Below are 16484 nucleotides of genomic sequence, written 5' to 3'. Positions count from 1 at the left end.
TGGAGAGGCTGGGGAACATAGATGGAACATATTCACGTTAAAGGCTTAGATAAACCGGTATCTAAATTGGTTATGGGATCTGACTTTTTTAGATTGGACAATGAGCAAGAGGTCAGTGAAATTCTTCATCATTACTTAGCTGTTGGCGGGAATACGATTGATTCTGCACACATTTACTGTGGTGGGGAAAGTGAGCAGGCGATCGGCATTTGGCTGGATAAAACGGGGAAAAGGGACGAAATGGTGTTATTCACCAAAGGCTCTCATCATGATAAAAATGGTCCTCGCGTAAACGCGGAAGCGATTCGCCACGACTTGATGACTAGTCTCGAGCGGATGCGTACGGACTACATTGATTTGTATGGCTTGCACCGTGATGACCCGGCAGTTCCTGTAGGTGCCATTGTTGAAGCGTTGAATGAGCATCTGGAAGCAGGACGCATTCGCGCATTTGGCGGGTCGAACTGGACGCACCAGCGTTTGCAAGAAGCGAATGATTATGCCGCGCAGCATGGCCTTGTCGGCTTTACCTTCAGCTCGCCGAACCTAAGTCTCGCGAAGCCAAACGAGCCTTTCTGGGCTGGCTGCGTGTCAGCAGATGCGGATGCCTTGCGTTGGTACGAAGAGCAGCAGTTTCCACTGCTGTCCTGGTCTTCGCAGGCGCGCGGCTTCTTCACCGGACGGTTCTCGCCGGAAGTCCGCGACAACGCTGATCTCGTTCGCGTATTCTACAGCGACGAGAATTGGACGCGACTGCAGCGGGCGCAGCAGCTCGCGCAGGAAAAAGGCGTCAGCGCGATCCAGATTGCGCTCGCCTACGTGCTGAGCCAGCCGTTCCCGGCGTGCGCGCTGATCGGCCCGCGCTCCGAGGCGGAGATGGTCTCCTGCCGCGATGGTGCAAAGCTTGTGCTGTCGGCGCAGGAGCTGGCTTGGCTTGATTTGACTGGAGCTACGGTGTAGCTTAAGGAAACCGTAGAACGCAGCGAATGTGCATAACGTTCTCGGATAACGCTATTCAGCCCAATTAGAACCACTTGCTGCACAATAACGATACGTGATAACGCTAATGGCGCCAAAGTTGAAGTAATCTTGCGAATTTCAGCACATTAGCGTTATACCATCACTTTATGTCCTATAAAAATACGAAAAAGGCTCCAGATAGGATGATGCCATCACCCTATCTGGAGCTTTATTTCGTAGTTGATCGCAAGGGGACACCGATGTCGGTGTCTCCTTTTTTCACACAAAGCAAACCGATCTCCCCTCTCCTCCGTTACCTTATTTAGAGTACATACGAAGGAGTTGGAACGATTTGAACAAATGGATGCAAGCAAGCCTTTGTGGGTTGATTATTCTCGCTGCTTCTGGGTGCAGCGGAAAAGAAGCCAGTCCAGCGGCCGTCTCGCCTGCCGCCGCTTTGGCCACGCCGTTGCCAGCAGCGACAACGACGGCAGCAGCAACGCCGACTCCACAGGTGTCGGCGACCGTCACGCCTGCGGCAACGGCAGCGCCTGCCGCCACGGCAAGCCCTGTGGCGACAGCTAGCGCAACGCCGCAGCCCCAAGCATCGGCGACACCATCGCCCACGCCGAAACCAACGCCTGCTCCTGCTAGCGCGACGCCAGCACCTACAACTGCGCCTTCTATCAAGCCGCAGGAAACAACAGCAGCAAGCTCAAGCGCGAAGGCCGAGCTGCTCTATAAGGACAACTGCTTGGTCTGCCATGGCGTAGGCTTGGCAGGGGATTACGGTCCGAACCTAACGAAAGTAGGTTCACGCAGAACGAAAGAGCAGATCGTCAATCAAATCATGAACGGCAAGGTCGAGATGCCGCCATTCAAAGACAAGCTAAAGCCCGACGAGATCGAAACGTTAGCAAATTGGCTCTCCAGCATGAAATAACAAGAACCAGGCCTCCTTTTTTCAGAAAAGGAGGCCTGGTTTTCGATTAAATAGATCCCAACACTTTTTTCCCTCGCGGTTGCTTGCCACTCGCATCTGGCTCCAACGTGACACCAATGGAGTCGATTTTCAGTTCTTTTGCATGAACATCATAAGACAATACACCGGTACCTTTATTATCTACAAGAAGCGTTCCGCAGTTATACTTCTTCCCATTGTGATTCAACCAGACCTGATACGTAGAATCCCCTTGTGTTTCACTTAGTCCAGATAAATTGACCACGACTTTATTTAGATCGCCATGCTTCACAACCCAAGCTGTCCCTGAAGCCGCTGGCATGGACGTGTCCACTGATTTCAACATGTACGTACTGACGACCGCCGATGGCTTATCTGACAACTCACTTGCTGATTCTTTGGTGGATAGAAGCGGATTGTAATTCCACAGAACGCCTACGACGATACCGAGCACGATTACTGCAGCTCCATAGACCCATGTATATGATCGCCGCTTCTTGATTTCTGGTTCCATGGCAATCGACTTCATCACTTGCTGCTTCAAATCCGGCGGAACTTCCACTTCTTCCATTTGAAAAGGCAGCGAATGCCAGACGGTGAGCAATTCTGGCAGCTCTTTTTGGCATGAGTCACAGGTGCGCAGATGCCGTTCAAAAGAAGCACGTTCCCATTCCGTGCATTCGTCAGTTAAATAATTGATGATATAGCTGCAGTCAATAGGTTCTTGTTCTTTCATACGTCACCCTCCCCTCGTGATGTCAAATGTTTACGTAGTATTTTTAAACATTGATGTAGTCTGCTCTTAATGGTGCCAACAGGTTCATTCTTGTGGGACGCTATCTCACTTAACGAATAGCCTTCCCAATACATCATTTCAATCAATTCAATTTGATTCGTTGATAAATGCACATAGGCTTGTTGAATTTGTTCAACTGTCGACTTACGAGATAGGACCGACTCTGGATTCGCATCCCCCGAAACAAGTGCTTGCTCCCACTCACGAGGCTCAAATTGGACGACTTGGTTGTGTTTACGATTTTTGCGTAAATAATCGATTGTAATATTGCGTGTGATCGTAATGATCCAATTGACGAATGCGCCTTTGCTGGCATCATAGCCTTTGCCTGTTGTCCACAGACGCGTAAACACCAATTGTACGATTTCTCTGGCTTCCTGTTCATTCTTCATGGATTTCATAGCAAACGAGTATACAAGCTTAGCATAACGATCATAGAGCTCTTCCAAAGCAGAGTGCTCTTTCGCCATAATTAGCTTCATGAGCTCTCCATCTGTTCGATTTCGCATAACTTGGCTCTCCCCGAGTGAAATTGATGTCTATTAACTCTAACATTACCACATTTCCAGCTCGTATAGACAAAAACTCCAACCTTTCTGTATTAAGCAGAAGGGTTGAAGTTCGTAGTTACCGCTTTTCTGTTCGTGTTATCTGAGTTCAGTTTTTGCAGGGTCCAGAACGAACCATACTTTTCCTACATTTTGGCCTGTCGTATCCCCAGGGTTTGTATCTTTAATCCAATAGTACAATGGCCAACCTTTGTAGGTGTTTTGCTTGGTTCCATCAGTTCGCGTGAATTCACCAAAATCACTTGCTTGTAAATCACTCGACACCGTCAAATTCGCATCATAGAAAATCGGCCAGTTTACAATACATTGACCAACACAGGCGTTCACATCGGTTTTGTCCTTTGTAAACAAATAAAGCGCCATCCCGTTTCCATCGACCAGATACGTGCCGAGTTGATCAGATTTGCTTGTTTTTACTGAACTGTTCACAGCTTTTGTGCCGGTAAATGTAGCTGGATCAACAACGAACCATACAGTCCCGACATTTTGACCCGTCGTATCCCCCATCTTCTTATCGTCTACCCAGTAATATAATGGGAAACCTTTATAGGTCGTTTGCTTCTTCCCATCCGCACGAATGATCGTACCAAAATCAGCTGAGTTGATTCCAGTAGGTGCAGCAATATGATCAGCATAAAATAATGGCCATTTTTCTAAGCATTTTCCGGAGCAATTGCTGACTCCTTTCGTATCTTTGTCGTAATAATAAAGTGTCATGCCCTTCGCATCCGTCAAATAATTGCCAAGGTCAGCTTTAGTCCCTACTGCAATCCCCGCTGCTGGCTTAATGACATACCAGAGCTTACCAACCGCATCACCCTTCGTATCCCCTGGCGCTTGATCCATCGCATAGTAGTATAAAGGCCACCCTTTGTACATCAATTGCTGCTTACCATCTTTACGCTGTAACACACTAAAATCAGCCGCTTGAAAGCCTGCAGGCACGATCAGTTGATCATCGTAATAAACGGGCCATTTTGCTAAGCAAGCATCCACACAAGCATTTAGATCAGCTGCGTCTTTTGTAAAATAGTAGAGTGTCTTTCCTTTGGCATCCGCCAGATAGCTTCCAAGTGCATCACTTTTCTTTAGTTGCAGGGATTTGTATGTAAGTTGTTCGAGCTTATTTGCTGCAAGAATACCTTTTTCGGATAACACTGTTGCTAGTGTTTTATCGCTGCCTTTCATTGCCGCATGCAAGGCTTCGATGGTTGCAGTTGCCACGTTCATGTTAACGATTTGCTGTACACTTGCGATCTTGGATAAACCCTTTTGTTCAGCAAAAGCAAGTGTTTGAGCGAACTCAAAATCTGTCCCCTGCTTGTAACCGATGGCTTCCAGCAACACCTTGTAATAGGCTTGAGCTGTGATGCCAGATAAAGGATCAAATTGATCTCCGCCCGTTCCTTGCCAACCTAGTTCAGGGTGAGCTTTGAGGTAACCAAGCACCGCCTGGCCCTCTTTGTAGACAAGACCTGCATCCTTAAAATTATTCATCCCGCTGTAAGCTAATGCTTCCGTCTCCAGCCCTTTTAAACGCAAAAACATGATGGCTGCTTGAAATCTCGTTGTAGACTTATTTAGATATTCCGTCGTCAGTCCGTTACCGTCTCCCTGTAAGATACCCAGATCGCCTGCGACATCTGTCTCGGACTTCACATGCATTTGCTCAGCGGCAATCGCTGTCAAAGCGGTCAGACCCATGACAACACCTAGAAGTACAAAAGCTGAAATGACGAATTTCTTCAAATACCTCATACCCGTACACGCCTCCTTAAATGGGGTGAAGCAAACTCAACTTCTTGTGGAATGCTTTTCCTATCAAGGTAACGAAGCGGAATGGATATCGGTTTGTGCTGCTTTCATAAAACATTTGATCCAATGGACGACCTCCCTCCGCCATGATAAGATATAAAGAAGCATTATTTTTGGCAAAATAAGCATGTTTATATAGAATCGTGACTTAGCTCCCTGAAGGGAAGCTTGTGGGAGGTACACCATGGGAAAGACCGATGTTCGCCGAGATGCGATCATGCATGCGATCAAAGATAAAGGCTCCATTGCCTTGACGGATATCGTAAAACAATTCAATGTCTCTGAAGCAACTGCACGACGAGATCTGGAAATTCTCGAGCAGGAAAAACGCTGCATCCGCACCTTTGGCGGAGCTGTTCTTGAAAGTTTGAAGGTCGAAGTCCCCTTCTTTAATAAAATGGACCTCTACACCGATGAAAAGAAAGAGATTGCTGACAAAGCCCTTCGTTTCATCGAAGATGGGGATATTATCGGGCTCACCGGCGGAACGACAACAACTTTTATTGCAAAAAAGCTCAACCAATTCAAAAATTTGACCGTCATTACAAATGCTGTGAACATTGCCTATGAGCTGATTGGTACGCCTGGGCTGCAGTTGATTTTGACTGGTGGTGTGATTCGCACACAAACCTTTGAGCTTTCAGGTCCGCTGGCGAACGCCACGCTCGAGAATCTCAGCATCCGCAAAACATTCATGGGCTGTGACGGTATTTCCCTCTCCCGCGGGATGATGATCTACAATGAGCTTGAAGCCGAGACGAATCGCCGCATGATGAAGCAATCCATGGAAACGTATCTCGTGGCCGATCATTCCAAATTCAGCCGAAGCTCTTTGTTTGTCATAGGCGAAGTGCAAGAAGCCGTTGGGATCATCAGTGATTCCTCGATCACGCCCGAAATGAAGCTGGCCTTTAAAGAAGCCGGAGCTCCTTTCTTATAAGAAAAAGCGATATCCCTAGCCATTCGGCTAAGAGATATCGCTTTTTTTCATTCTTTATTTCATTTCACTGCTCGGCTGTGGAATTGGCGCTGACTTCATTTTCAACGTTGGCACCATAATCACTACACCAATTACAAACAGTATCGCCGACGCTAGATAGATCGACTCAAGTGAGAAGTTGGCTTTGAGTGTCCCTGCCAAAGTCATCGTAATGACCATGGAGCCCATGAAGAGCGGTGTTAGAATACCGTTCACTCGCCCAACGAACGCTTCCTCTGTATTCCCTAGAATCAACGTACTAATCCCAATCTGAATCGCAGGCATAACCAGACCCGAAATGAACTGCATAAGCAGAGCAAACCATACGAGTTGAGCCATACCGAGCATGGCAAAAGTAATTGCACTAACAGCCATCCCGATCGTAAGCATCGCTTGTGGGGATATTTTTTTGGTGAACGCCATCGTTACACCGCCACCTACGATCATGGCTACCCCATTAGCTACCATGAACCATTGCAGGTTCGCCTTTTCTAAACCTAAATTTTCTGTCACGATGTAAATGCCTAATGGACTTACTAATCCAACCGCCAGACCTGCTGCGGCAAAACAACCACCTAGAATGACGAGCATTTTGTTCTTCATGACATAACGAAAGCCATGACCCATTTCCGTAAAAATGTGAGTAGTGCGCGGCTCCGATGAATTTTCTTTTTGATCCTTAGGCAGGAACGTAAGAACCAGCGCGGATAACAAGAAACATGCGCCCATAATGGCTACAGCCGTTTCGATACCAAAGCGATAGTAGATGAATGAGCCTAACATTGGTCCCAAAATCATAAAAATCGCCATCATCGATTGAAACATCGACATCCCCAATTGCATTTGCGAAGCAGGGACATGCACTTTAAATAGCTTCATGTTGGAAGGTTGGGAGAACTGCGAAAGAATCGAGGACACCAAGGTGGCAAAGAAGATCGCTTTCCAAGACCCCATATACAACGTGATCAAAATAATAAAAACAGATGCTGCACTAAGTATATCGCACCAGACCATCGTCAACTTCGGCCTCCAGCGATCGGCGAACGCTCCGCCAATGAAGGAGAAGATAAAGATCGGTGCGAATTCCGCTACTGAAATTAAAGATAACGAGTATGGATCATTGTTCGTCATATCCGTGACATAGAGCAGAATCGCAAAGTTACGAATCCATATTCCAATTTGCAGCAAAACTCCCGAAATCATAATCGTTTGAACGAATTTATTCTTAAAAAAAGAACTCATCGTTGGCTCGGATTGCGTATCCGCAAGACTCATAAGAAAAAAACACCCCTCTGTTAAATAGATTGCTTGTGAAATGCGTGAAACGTGCCCTTGTACCTACGTAATAGGAACCAAAAAGTTTCACAAGCCTATCTGATTTTACAGAGAGATGCTGTAAGATGCTAGAGAAAATTTCTGTAAACTTATTTTCTCCTTATTCTTGTCGCCATCCTACCGGATATTGCTCCGATAAGGTCACAGGTAACCGCCCCACAGCGGCTTCACGACCTAGCAATACGTTAGCCAACGAAACCATCGCCAGCGGTCGATTCTCGTAGCAAGCATAGTACGTCTTCACTTCAGGGAATTCAAGCAAATCATAAGGGTTACGCCCTGCAGCTACGATAAGCTGCATGCCTTCCTTCTGTGCCAACGCTTTGACCAGCGCAGTTTGGCCGAATGAGAACGTCGCATTGTAAGTGACAATAACGACTTGTTCCGCACCTTCGCTTGCCTTGATCATCTCAGCAATGTCCTCGTAGTTCGGTTGGAGTCCCAAATAAACCTCACAAACCGATTCTCCGGTTAACTCGGACAATACACTTCCAAGAGTTCCTTCACGATCAACGACCTCGTCAATCTCTGTGCCCGACTGCACTTCAGTCCAAATCACCAGCGTTTTCTCGCCCACTCGGAGAACGTCGCCAACCTCATCTTTGACCTTGGTGATGCTTTTGCGGCTCAATTCCTTGGCCAAAAGCTGGTGCTCAGGTGTCGAGATCGGCCCATCGGGAATTGGCGTTAAGGTATCAAAGCGTATTTCCCGCTTAAATTTATACGTCATAATACGCAGCACGGACTCGTCAATCCGCGACTCTGGAATACGGCCGCTTTCCACTGCTGCAATGACCGCTTCAATCGCCGCAATTTGCCGCTCCAGGTCATGGCTTACCAGCAGAATATCTGCTCCCGCTTCTAATGCGCGAACCGCACCTTCAGCTACGCCAACACCTTCTGAGATCGCCTTCATCTCCAAGCAATCCGTCACGATCAGCCCTTTGAAGCCAAGCTTGCCGCGCAGCAATTCCGTCAATATCTTATATGACAGCGTAGAAGGTACGCTGCTGGTTTCCAAAGCCTCGAAGACCACATGCGCGGACATAATCGCATCTACGCCACCCTCGATCGCCTTGATGAACGGCGCTAGCTCAAGCTCCATCAATCGTTCCATACTATGCGGAACTACCGGCAAATCATGGTGCGAATCCGCCGTCGTGTCCCCATGCCCTGGGAAATGCTTCACCGTTGCAATTACGCCCATGTCTTGCATGCCTTTCACCGCGTGCGTCCCCATATCGCTTACAATCGCTGCCGTTTCCCCATAGGAACGAACACCAATGACCGGGTTCAAGCGATTGTTATTGATATCTAGACAAGGTGCCAAATTCATATTCACGCCCATTTGGCGAAGCTCCTTGCCCATCACCTTCGCGCTCGCATAAACGCCAGCAGGTGCAAACGCAGCACCCAATGCCATATTGCCCGGCAGCAAGGTTGCCCCTTTTTCAATACGGGACACCATGCCGCCTTCTTGATCGACTGTGATAAATAATGGCTGACCGCCGCTCTTCAGGCTGATCTCTTGCAGGTTAGCGGAAAGCTGAGCAAGCTGGTGAGCGTCTTTCACATTACGACGGAAATAAATGACGCCGCCAATGCCATATTTTTCGATTAATTGCGTAATATGCGCATTAGGCTCCATGGCATCAAAGCCGCAAGCAAAGAGTTGACCTACTTTTTGACGCAGTGTAAGGGGCTTATAGTTCGTAATTCCGACGGATGACATAGGTACACGCTCCTAAAATAAGGGATTATGCTTTTATATTTTCCATGATGCCCTTTTGCAGGATGAGATACATCACTACAACAGGAATCATACTGATCATGATCGCCGCGCATAGCGAGCCGTAGTTCATATTCAATTGGTCGTAGAAGGCTACCATGCTTACTGGGAGCGTCCGCAGCTTCTCTTTGGTCAGAAATAAATTCGCCATAATAAATTCATTCCAGCTCGTCAAAAAGTTGAGCATAAATACCGTGAACAGGGACGGCATCGTAATGGGGACGATCACCCGCCAGAGCAGCCCATAGATGGATAGCCCATCCACGATGCCAGCCTCCTCCAGCTCATTCGGAATAGACTTTAGAAACGCGCTGACCATGAATACCGTCCCGGGCAGCCCTAGCGTCACATAGGGGAGTATTAAAGCTAGTGATGTGTTATACAGATGCAAGCTCCTGAGGAGCATGTACAACGGGACTAACAAGGACGCCGCTGGTACCAGCAGGGCTAGGATCAGTATCCTTTTCAGAAAAAGACTTAGCCTGGGAAAAGACATCCGAGTTAGCGCGTAAGCAGTCGCAGTCCCTAAAGCCAGAGAGACCAACGCTGACACCGTCGAATTGATCACACTATTCATAAAATAGTGTCCGACATGCGCACCAGTCCAGGCATTCCAATAATTCGATAACGAGAGCTCTGTAGGAAACGACCATGGCGCAGTAATGATTTCTTTATTTGTTTTGAAGGACGAATTCAGCGTCCAGCCTAGCGGAAATAAAATCAGCCCTATGTATATCAGCAGTATGCCGTGTGGAAAAACACGACGAAAGAGGCTACCTCTCATCCTCGCACCTCCTCCGGTTGTCTTGTCAGCCAGCCAAACAGAGAGGTTAGTACCGCTGTAAAAAGGAGGATCAGCACGGCAATGCTGTTTGCATAGCCATATTCGCCGATACGATAAGCTTTTTTGATCATATAGGATGCCATAACTTCCGTAATCCCATAAGGATTACCGCCGGTCATGACAACAACGATATCCATCGCTTTCATCCCACCCGTAATGGATAAGAGCATCATCACGAGAATGACAGGTTTCAAAAGCGGCAGAATGATCGACCACGCCTGTCTGATGCTGCCTGCACCGTCGAGTTGGGCGGCTTCCATAAGATGTTTGGGAATCGCGTAGATCGCGGACACCACGAGCACCACATAGAAGCCCATCCATTGCCACGCGTTGGTGATCAGAATGGCGAGCATCGCCGTTGCGCCATCCGCAAGCCAAGCATGCTTCCAGCTCGATAGGCCGACGGCTTCTAAAGCTTGGTTAAGGAGCCCTGCCTGCGGGTGATAAACAAATTCCCAGAGCACGCCAATGACCGCGGTCGAGAGAATCGTTGGCAGGAAAATGAGGGTTTTATAAAACCCGAGCCAACGCTTAATTTTGCTTACCAGCAGCGCAATGGCTACAATAATCGGAATTTGTATCCCGATGGAAAAGCCAATGAAAGACAGATTATTACGCACAGCAATCCAGAAATAAGGATCGCGGAAGGCCGTTATGAAATTGTCCAACCCATTCCAACTTGCCGGGGAGATGCCATTCCACGCCGTGAAGCCATAGCGAAGCGACATCAGCATCGGATATATAAAAAATATCGCGAACAACAGCAGCGTCGGCAAGGTAAAGAACGTATACGCCAATGCGTTTCTTCCCATTTTGTTCATATGTCATCCTACTACTATTTGGTATGGGTTTCTTCTTTATTCGAAGCCTCCTGCTGCTTTTGCAAATCCTCCGTCAGGGAGGCCGGATTTGTCCGTCCGCCAAGCAGCTCCTGCATCCCGCGCTCAAGCTTCTCTCGAACCTTCGTTTGAATGCGAGAATCGAATGCAGGGAACGTTCCTTTGCTGCTCGCAAACACATTCAAAATCTCAGAGATCAATGGATTCACTTGACTCGTATCCTTCAGCTTCATCGCGGGTGGCATGCCTTCTTCCACGAGCTGCCTTTTTTGCATCGACTCCGTGTACATTTGCTTAATAAATTCCTTGATCGCAACCAGCTGCTCTGGTGTGACTTTCTGAGAGAAGCCATAGGCATTGGACCAGCCACCGTTAATATACCCATCGCCCGGTCCACCCATAGGGGGAAAGTTCATGAAGCCGATATCTCGGGCAATCACGGATTTATCAGGATCAAGCAGCGGCGTATTCGCCCAGCTGCCGTCAAACATGAAGGCTGCGTTTCCGCTGCTGAACGTATTTTGCTGCTCCGCATAGGCAAGTGCCAGACTGCCGTCTTGGAAAAAGTCCTTCTGAATGAGCAATTGATACTGCTCAAAAGCCTTCAATACGTCTGGATCTGTCCACTGCTTGCTCCCGTTCAGAAAGCCCTCAATCGAATCCGCACCCGCCGTACGAACCCACATCGTATTAATCATCATATTAATGACCCAAGAATCCTTGGCCGCCATGGCAAATGGCGTTATTTTGGCAGCTTTCAGCTTCGTCGCTGCAGCGACAAGTGCGTCCCAGGTCTGAGGTACCTGAATCCCCTGCTCAGCCAAAATCTTTTTGTTATAATACAGGCCTTCTACGTAGCCCGCCATGGGAATGCCATAGATTTTACCGTTGACTGTGAACTCTTCAAAGCTATAAAACTTATCCATTAATCCAAGCTCTTGCAGAATGGGCGTGAGATCGAGCAGTCGGTTCGCCTTCACATAATCCTTCGTATCCGTGCCTCCGAACAGATCAAATATTTCTGGCGGATTGCCCGCAGCCATTTCTGCACGGAGCTTCTCGAAGCGATTCACCTTATCTTCAACACCGTCTAACGTAATCGTTAAACCCGGCACCTTCGCTTCGGTCGCTTTCACAACATCCTGCAGCATGGCGAGACGTTTCTTCTGTGTATCCTTCACCTGTGTATGGCGAATTGTCAGCAAGATGGGACCATTCTGTGCCCCTCTTCCGCTGGCCGCATCACTTTGCGGTGCCGAATTGTCCGAAAACATACTGCATGCCGACAGCATAACGGTGAGAGCCACGCCACCTGCGCCACTCATCAGTGTTCGTTTTCTCATCCACTCGTGTCTCCTTTAAGCTTACCAGTTAAGTATAATTGAACCTTTGCGCGTGCTAAAGACCGTCAAATTCCTTATCTAGGGGCAAATTCCTCTAGTTCCCTTCCTTTCGCTTATCACGAAACTCGGATGGAATTTCACCGGTAAACTTCTGAAATACTTTGGTAAAATAACGTCGTTCCAAATAGCCAACGCATTTCCCGATATCCGTAATGCTTTTGTCACTGTGAAGCAACAAGGACTTGGCTTGCTCCATTCGGTGTTTGGTCACGTATTCCACAAAGGTTTCCCCAAAATGCTGTTTAAACAACAAGCTAAAGTAACTGGAGCTAATCCCTAGAGAGCTTGCGATATCCTCAATCCCAAAATCGGTCGAATAATTCAATCGGATATACTCCTTGGCAGCAGCCATCAGCAGCTCACTATTCTTTTTCTTATTGGTACCCTCGAGCCCACTTGATACGAGTTGTACCATTACCTGCAGCAAATGCGGAATACTTTCGCTTTTGTCCAGTTCACGCCAAATCTGTTCTTCTTCCTGACTATCGAGGGCATTCATCTCACGCAGCTCACGGAGTACATGAAGGATCAAGTAGTGCATCATCTGATAAGCTCTAGCAAAAGAACTTTCCGGCAGACCCTCTAGCAATAATTTAAGCCGATCGAGTGCATCTTCAGTCTTGGGACGGTTCAGCTGCTTAAGGCCTGTTACAATTTCCTCTACCAAAAACCAGAGCGAGCTATTCGCGTCCGTAGACTCTTTCGTTTCTTTGTAAGCAAGCACAGATTGCTGCTTATCCAAATTCAACTGCATGAAACGCTGCAGCTTTCGATAGGTATCCGCAAGACGCTGCAAACCGATGTCCGCAGGGAAATAGCCTACACTGATGCCTAGCTTAACAGACTGAAGAACGTTTTGCTGCAGCTTAGCGGCTAAGGCACTCAACTTCGCTTCAACCGAGTCGTTGCCTGACTCCTCCCACTCCATGAGCAAGGACCATTCCCCTTCTCGCATCTGAAGAACGGTGAACTGCGATGTTTCGCCTGCCATGGAATCCTGCAACACGTTACGCACAGCAAAGTTCCATAGCTTCCGTTCTTGCTCGCTCCAAAGCAGCGATTTTTGAGAGTAATCATCCACGTCAATAATCGCGAAAATATACCGTAATGTCTCCAGGTCCCCTTGGTCGATCGGAAGCTGCGTACTGGCCGTGATATCCATATAATCCATCATAATATCCTGTAAAATCTTCTCGTAGGCCAAGCTTCGGATTTTCCCCCACTTCAGGAGTTCCTCCTGTTGAGTCTGCTTTTTGGCACGAATCTCAACCGCTAGCTTTCGGATCGAATTTTCAAGCTCCTCGTAATTGATCGGCTTTAGGATATAATCGCTAACTCCTACTCGAAGAAGTGAGCGCACGTATTCAAAATCCTGGTACCCCGTCACCATCAACACGGTGCAGTCTTCATTGATTTCCCTCAGCTTATGGATAAAGGTGATCCCGTCCATTTGCGGCATGCGAATATCGCTCATCACGATGTCGGGGATATGCTGAACACAGAGTTCCAAGGCTTCAAGCCCATTTTTAGCTTTGCCTACAATATCGATTTCAAGTTCTTCCCATGGAATGACCGCCTGCAAATTTCGCAAAATATTCGGCTCATCATCCGCCAAAATCGCCTTCAACCTCATTCGACAACCCTCTTCCTTTTCGGAATAACAACCTTCATCGTCGTGCCTTGTCCTTCTTGGGAACAAATGAACATGCCATAATGCTCGCCGTATTGAATACGGACCCGATCCGCAACATTGCTTACACCAAGCCCTCTCCGCTCTTCATTCGATTCCAGAATTTCATGAAAAGGCGTCTCCAGCTCGGTTTTATAATGGAATTTCGCTAGCTTGTCGTTACTAATGCCAACACCGTTATCCGTCACATACAGCCCAATCCGGTCATCTTCATCCACAACTTTAATTGAGATCGAGCCCATATAATCGATCGGTTCAAAACCGTGCTGTAAGCTGTTCTCGACGAGTGGCTGAAGCGTTAATTTTAAAATATGCTCATCGAGCAGCTCTGACGGCGCTTCAATGGTGTATTGGAATTGATCCTCAAATCGGAACTCTTGGATTTCCAAATAGCTGCGCAGGTGCTCAAGCTCCTGCTTTAATGTAATTTCTTCTCGATTTTCCATCCCGATCCGCAGCAAGTTCCCAAGACGAATGACCATTTGACTGACTTTCTTCCCTTGGTTTTGGATGGCCAGCACATTGATCGACTCGAGTGTATTAAAAAGAAAATGAGGCTTAATCTGCGCTTGCAGCAGCATCAGCTCCGCTTTGTTTTTGCGGTCTTGCTGACGCTTCACCTCTTCGAGGAGATCCTCGACCCGCACGACTAGACTGTTAAATCCTCTCGCCAGAGCTGAAGTCTCATCCTTCCCGCTTTCTTCCATGCGAGTAGTCAGGTCTCCGCGCTCCACTTTTTTCATCGCGTTCAGCATGCGGAGGATCAACTGAATAATCCGTCTGACGAAGACGAGGTTGTACACGAGTGCAAAGCATAAGCAAATAAACGTAATGCCCGCTACGAGCTTCATAATCGTCTCAATTTCCCCAGCGACATATTTCCACGAGGTTACGGACACGACACTCCAGTCCTGAACACCCATCTGATTAATATTTAAATGGTAGAGGGAAATAAGGCTTTTTTCATTTTGAAAATTGGCCTGAAAGCTATAATTATTAAGTCCAAGATCTAATTTCCCCTGTGTTAATTGCAGGATGTTAGCCCCTTCTAAGCTTTGTTTATTATCGTAAAAAATAAGACCGTTCTTGTTGATCAGCAAATAGCGTTTGGAGCTTTGTTCACTCGTATTGAAGGATTTGAAAATCTGATCCAGCTCATTGAACTTAAATTTCAACAGCATATAGCCCAGATTATCCATCGTCCAAAAATCTTTGACCATCCGCGCTTGATAGAACTCTCCACGGCCTGAACCGAACTCCTTGAACTCGGAGGGTCCAATCCAGAGAGGACTGCCGTTCAACTCTTGAATGTGCGGGAATGCAACACTTTGCTGAATCGTCGACCATGGAATCGAGCTGCCGCTCGTTCTCCCCGCGCTAAAAGATTTACCGATATTGTTGTAAATGACAACCGACTGCACAGGGGAATAGGTAAGAATTGAGCCGCGAAGCAGCGTATCGAACGTATTTAAATCATACGAAGAGAGCGTATTCGAATTCGGCTTAACCGTATCCATCGTACGATAGATACCTTGAATGCTTTCTTTCACCATCCAAAAATCAGAGAAATAGTTCGCTTCCTTGAACATGTAATAAATATTTCGCGAGATCGCTTGCAGCGTGACTTCGGTTAGATCACCATATTTTTTCTCAATAAGCTGCTGAGAGACTGTGTATACCGCTGACCCTAGGACAAATAAAGGGATGATAATGAATAGTAAAAAACCGATAAATACTTTTTTGTTCAGATTCATCGCGGCGCTGCTCTCCTTCTCGGTCTCGGTAGAGTTCTTTACACGTCTAAAATTCGAATCTCTGGTTCTACGCTAATCGTCACATTGCCTCGCAATGCTTTGCTGATCATACAGGTTTGCTCAGCGCGGAGTGCGGCTTTGTTTATTTTATCTAGCTGCGCTTCCGTCGTATGAGGTGGCACTGTGATGAGTGGACAGTGTGTGATCCGATTCACTTTCATCGTAGGCTTGTCCTGGACGTAGATGTGGGAGTGAAGCTCGAGGGAAATGAGTTCTGTTCGCTGGAGCAGCGTACCTAACGTGATAATATAGCAGGTTGCCGCAGCACCTAGCAGCATTTCTTCTGGATTTGATCCGATGCCTGGACCATCGAATTCACTGGGGACGGAAATGGGTGTCGAGAGACTACCCGCCTGAATGTGTCCAGTGCCGTCGAGACCGCCTGTCCAACTTGCTTTTAGTATAAAGCATTGTTCTGTCATGGGTTGTGTGCCTCTTTCTATGTATGGTTGAAACAACTCACATAACTTACAGGTAAAGATGTCGAGGGACACTCGGGTAAAACATTAGGGCCACACCCTCCAGCTAACCATCGGTTGATTTGATCTTATTGTAAAGGATGCTGACATCTTTCACCAGCCAAGACAACATAAAAAATCGTTCCCGCACCTAATCAGCACGAAAACGATTTATGTAACTACAATTGATCTCTATGAAATTGCGTAATTTCAATGTGTTGGAATCAAAACA

Annotated in this window: 14 protein-coding genes; 3 read left to right on the top strand and 11 right to left on the bottom strand. The window is 47.3% G+C overall.

The annotated features are described in order from the left end of the window. The first annotated feature begins 21 nt into the window (after positions 1 to 21). Positions 22 to 960, top strand: coding sequence for an aldo/keto reductase (locus AC58UX_RS01030; protein ID WP_497248841.1), 939 nt, complete (start codon positions 22 to 24; stop codon positions 958 to 960). Positions 961 to 1312: 352 nt separating this feature from the next. Beyond that, positions 1313 to 1903: a c-type cytochrome gene (locus AC58UX_RS01025; RefSeq protein ID WP_497248839.1), complete on the top strand. Its 591-nt coding sequence runs from the start codon at positions 1313 to 1315 to the stop codon at positions 1901 to 1903. 46 nt (positions 1904 to 1949) lie between these two features. On the opposite strand, the gene AC58UX_RS01020 is transcribed toward AC58UX_RS01025, so the two are convergent. The 3 genes from AC58UX_RS01020 to AC58UX_RS01010 all read right to left on the bottom strand — a co-directional run bounded on the left by AC58UX_RS01020 (position 1950) and on the right by AC58UX_RS01010 (position 5044). After that, positions 1950 to 2657: an anti-sigma factor domain-containing protein gene (locus AC58UX_RS01020; RefSeq protein WP_497248837.1), complete on the bottom strand. Its 708-nt coding sequence runs from the start codon at positions 2655 to 2657 to the stop codon at positions 1950 to 1952. Further along, entirely contained in the window at positions 2654 to 3226 is a 573-nt protein-coding gene (locus AC58UX_RS01015) for a sigma-70 family RNA polymerase sigma factor (RefSeq protein ID WP_497248835.1), read from the bottom strand. The genes AC58UX_RS01020 and AC58UX_RS01015 overlap by 4 nt, the downstream gene beginning before the upstream one ends. Positions 3227 to 3364: 138 nt before the next feature. After that, positions 3365 to 5044 (bottom strand): hypothetical protein, encoded by a 1680-nt coding sequence (locus AC58UX_RS01010; RefSeq protein WP_497248833.1) that lies wholly within the window; start codon positions 5042 to 5044, stop codon positions 3365 to 3367. Positions 5045 to 5285: 241 nt separating this feature from the next. On the opposite strand from AC58UX_RS01010, the gene AC58UX_RS01005 reads away from it, so the two are divergent. Then, positions 5286 to 6041 carry a DeoR/GlpR family DNA-binding transcription regulator gene (locus tag AC58UX_RS01005; protein ID WP_497248831.1) on the top strand — a complete coding sequence of 252 codons (756 nt, stop codon included), beginning with the start codon at positions 5286 to 5288 and terminating at the stop codon, positions 6039 to 6041. A gap of 54 nt (positions 6042 to 6095) precedes the next feature. On the opposite strand, the gene AC58UX_RS01000 is transcribed toward AC58UX_RS01005, so the two are convergent. From AC58UX_RS01000 to AC58UX_RS00965, 8 genes are all read right to left on the bottom strand, one after another. After that, a complete protein-coding gene (locus AC58UX_RS01000) occupies positions 6096 to 7355 on the bottom strand; it encodes an MFS transporter (protein WP_497248829.1) in 1260 nt (419 codons plus the stop codon). 160 nt (positions 7356 to 7515) lie between these two features. Next, complete coding sequence (nagZ, locus tag AC58UX_RS00995) at positions 7516 to 9147, bottom strand: beta-N-acetylhexosaminidase (RefSeq protein WP_497248827.1); 1632 nt, start codon at positions 9145 to 9147, stop codon at positions 7516 to 7518. Positions 9148 to 9172: 25 nt separating this feature from the next. Continuing rightward, the gene (locus AC58UX_RS00990) at positions 9173 to 9988 is read right to left on the bottom strand and encodes a carbohydrate ABC transporter permease (RefSeq protein ID WP_497248825.1); all 816 of its coding nucleotides are present in this window, start codon (positions 9986 to 9988) and stop codon (positions 9173 to 9175) included. Then, the gene (locus tag AC58UX_RS00985; protein ID WP_497248823.1) at positions 9985 to 10869 is read right to left on the bottom strand and encodes a carbohydrate ABC transporter permease; all 885 of its coding nucleotides are present in this window, start codon (positions 10867 to 10869) and stop codon (positions 9985 to 9987) included. Before AC58UX_RS00985 ends, AC58UX_RS00990 begins: the two co-directional genes overlap by 4 nt. A gap of 14 nt (positions 10870 to 10883) precedes the next feature. Then, the gene (locus tag AC58UX_RS00980) at positions 10884 to 12230 is read right to left on the bottom strand and encodes an extracellular solute-binding protein (RefSeq protein WP_497248821.1); all 1347 of its coding nucleotides are present in this window, start codon (positions 12228 to 12230) and stop codon (positions 10884 to 10886) included. A gap of 94 nt (positions 12231 to 12324) precedes the next feature. Further along, positions 12325 to 13923, bottom strand: a complete 1599-nt coding sequence (locus tag AC58UX_RS00975) for a response regulator (RefSeq protein ID WP_497248819.1) — start codon at positions 13921 to 13923, stop codon at positions 12325 to 12327. Next, on the bottom strand, positions 13920 to 15734 hold the full coding sequence (locus tag AC58UX_RS00970) for a cache domain-containing sensor histidine kinase (protein ID WP_497248817.1): 1815 nt from the start codon (positions 15732 to 15734) through the stop codon (positions 13920 to 13922). Before AC58UX_RS00970 ends, AC58UX_RS00975 begins: the two co-directional genes overlap by 4 nt. 38 nt (positions 15735 to 15772) lie before the next feature. Continuing rightward, positions 15773 to 16216, bottom strand: coding sequence for an OsmC family protein (locus AC58UX_RS00965; protein WP_497248815.1), 444 nt, complete (start codon positions 16214 to 16216; stop codon positions 15773 to 15775). Positions 16217 to 16484: the final 268 nt, after the last annotated feature.

Source organism: Paenibacillus sp. J22P90 (assembly GCF_059692195.1).
Note: the sequence above shows the minus strand (reverse complement) of the source record. Positions and strands in the feature narration are given on the sequence as shown.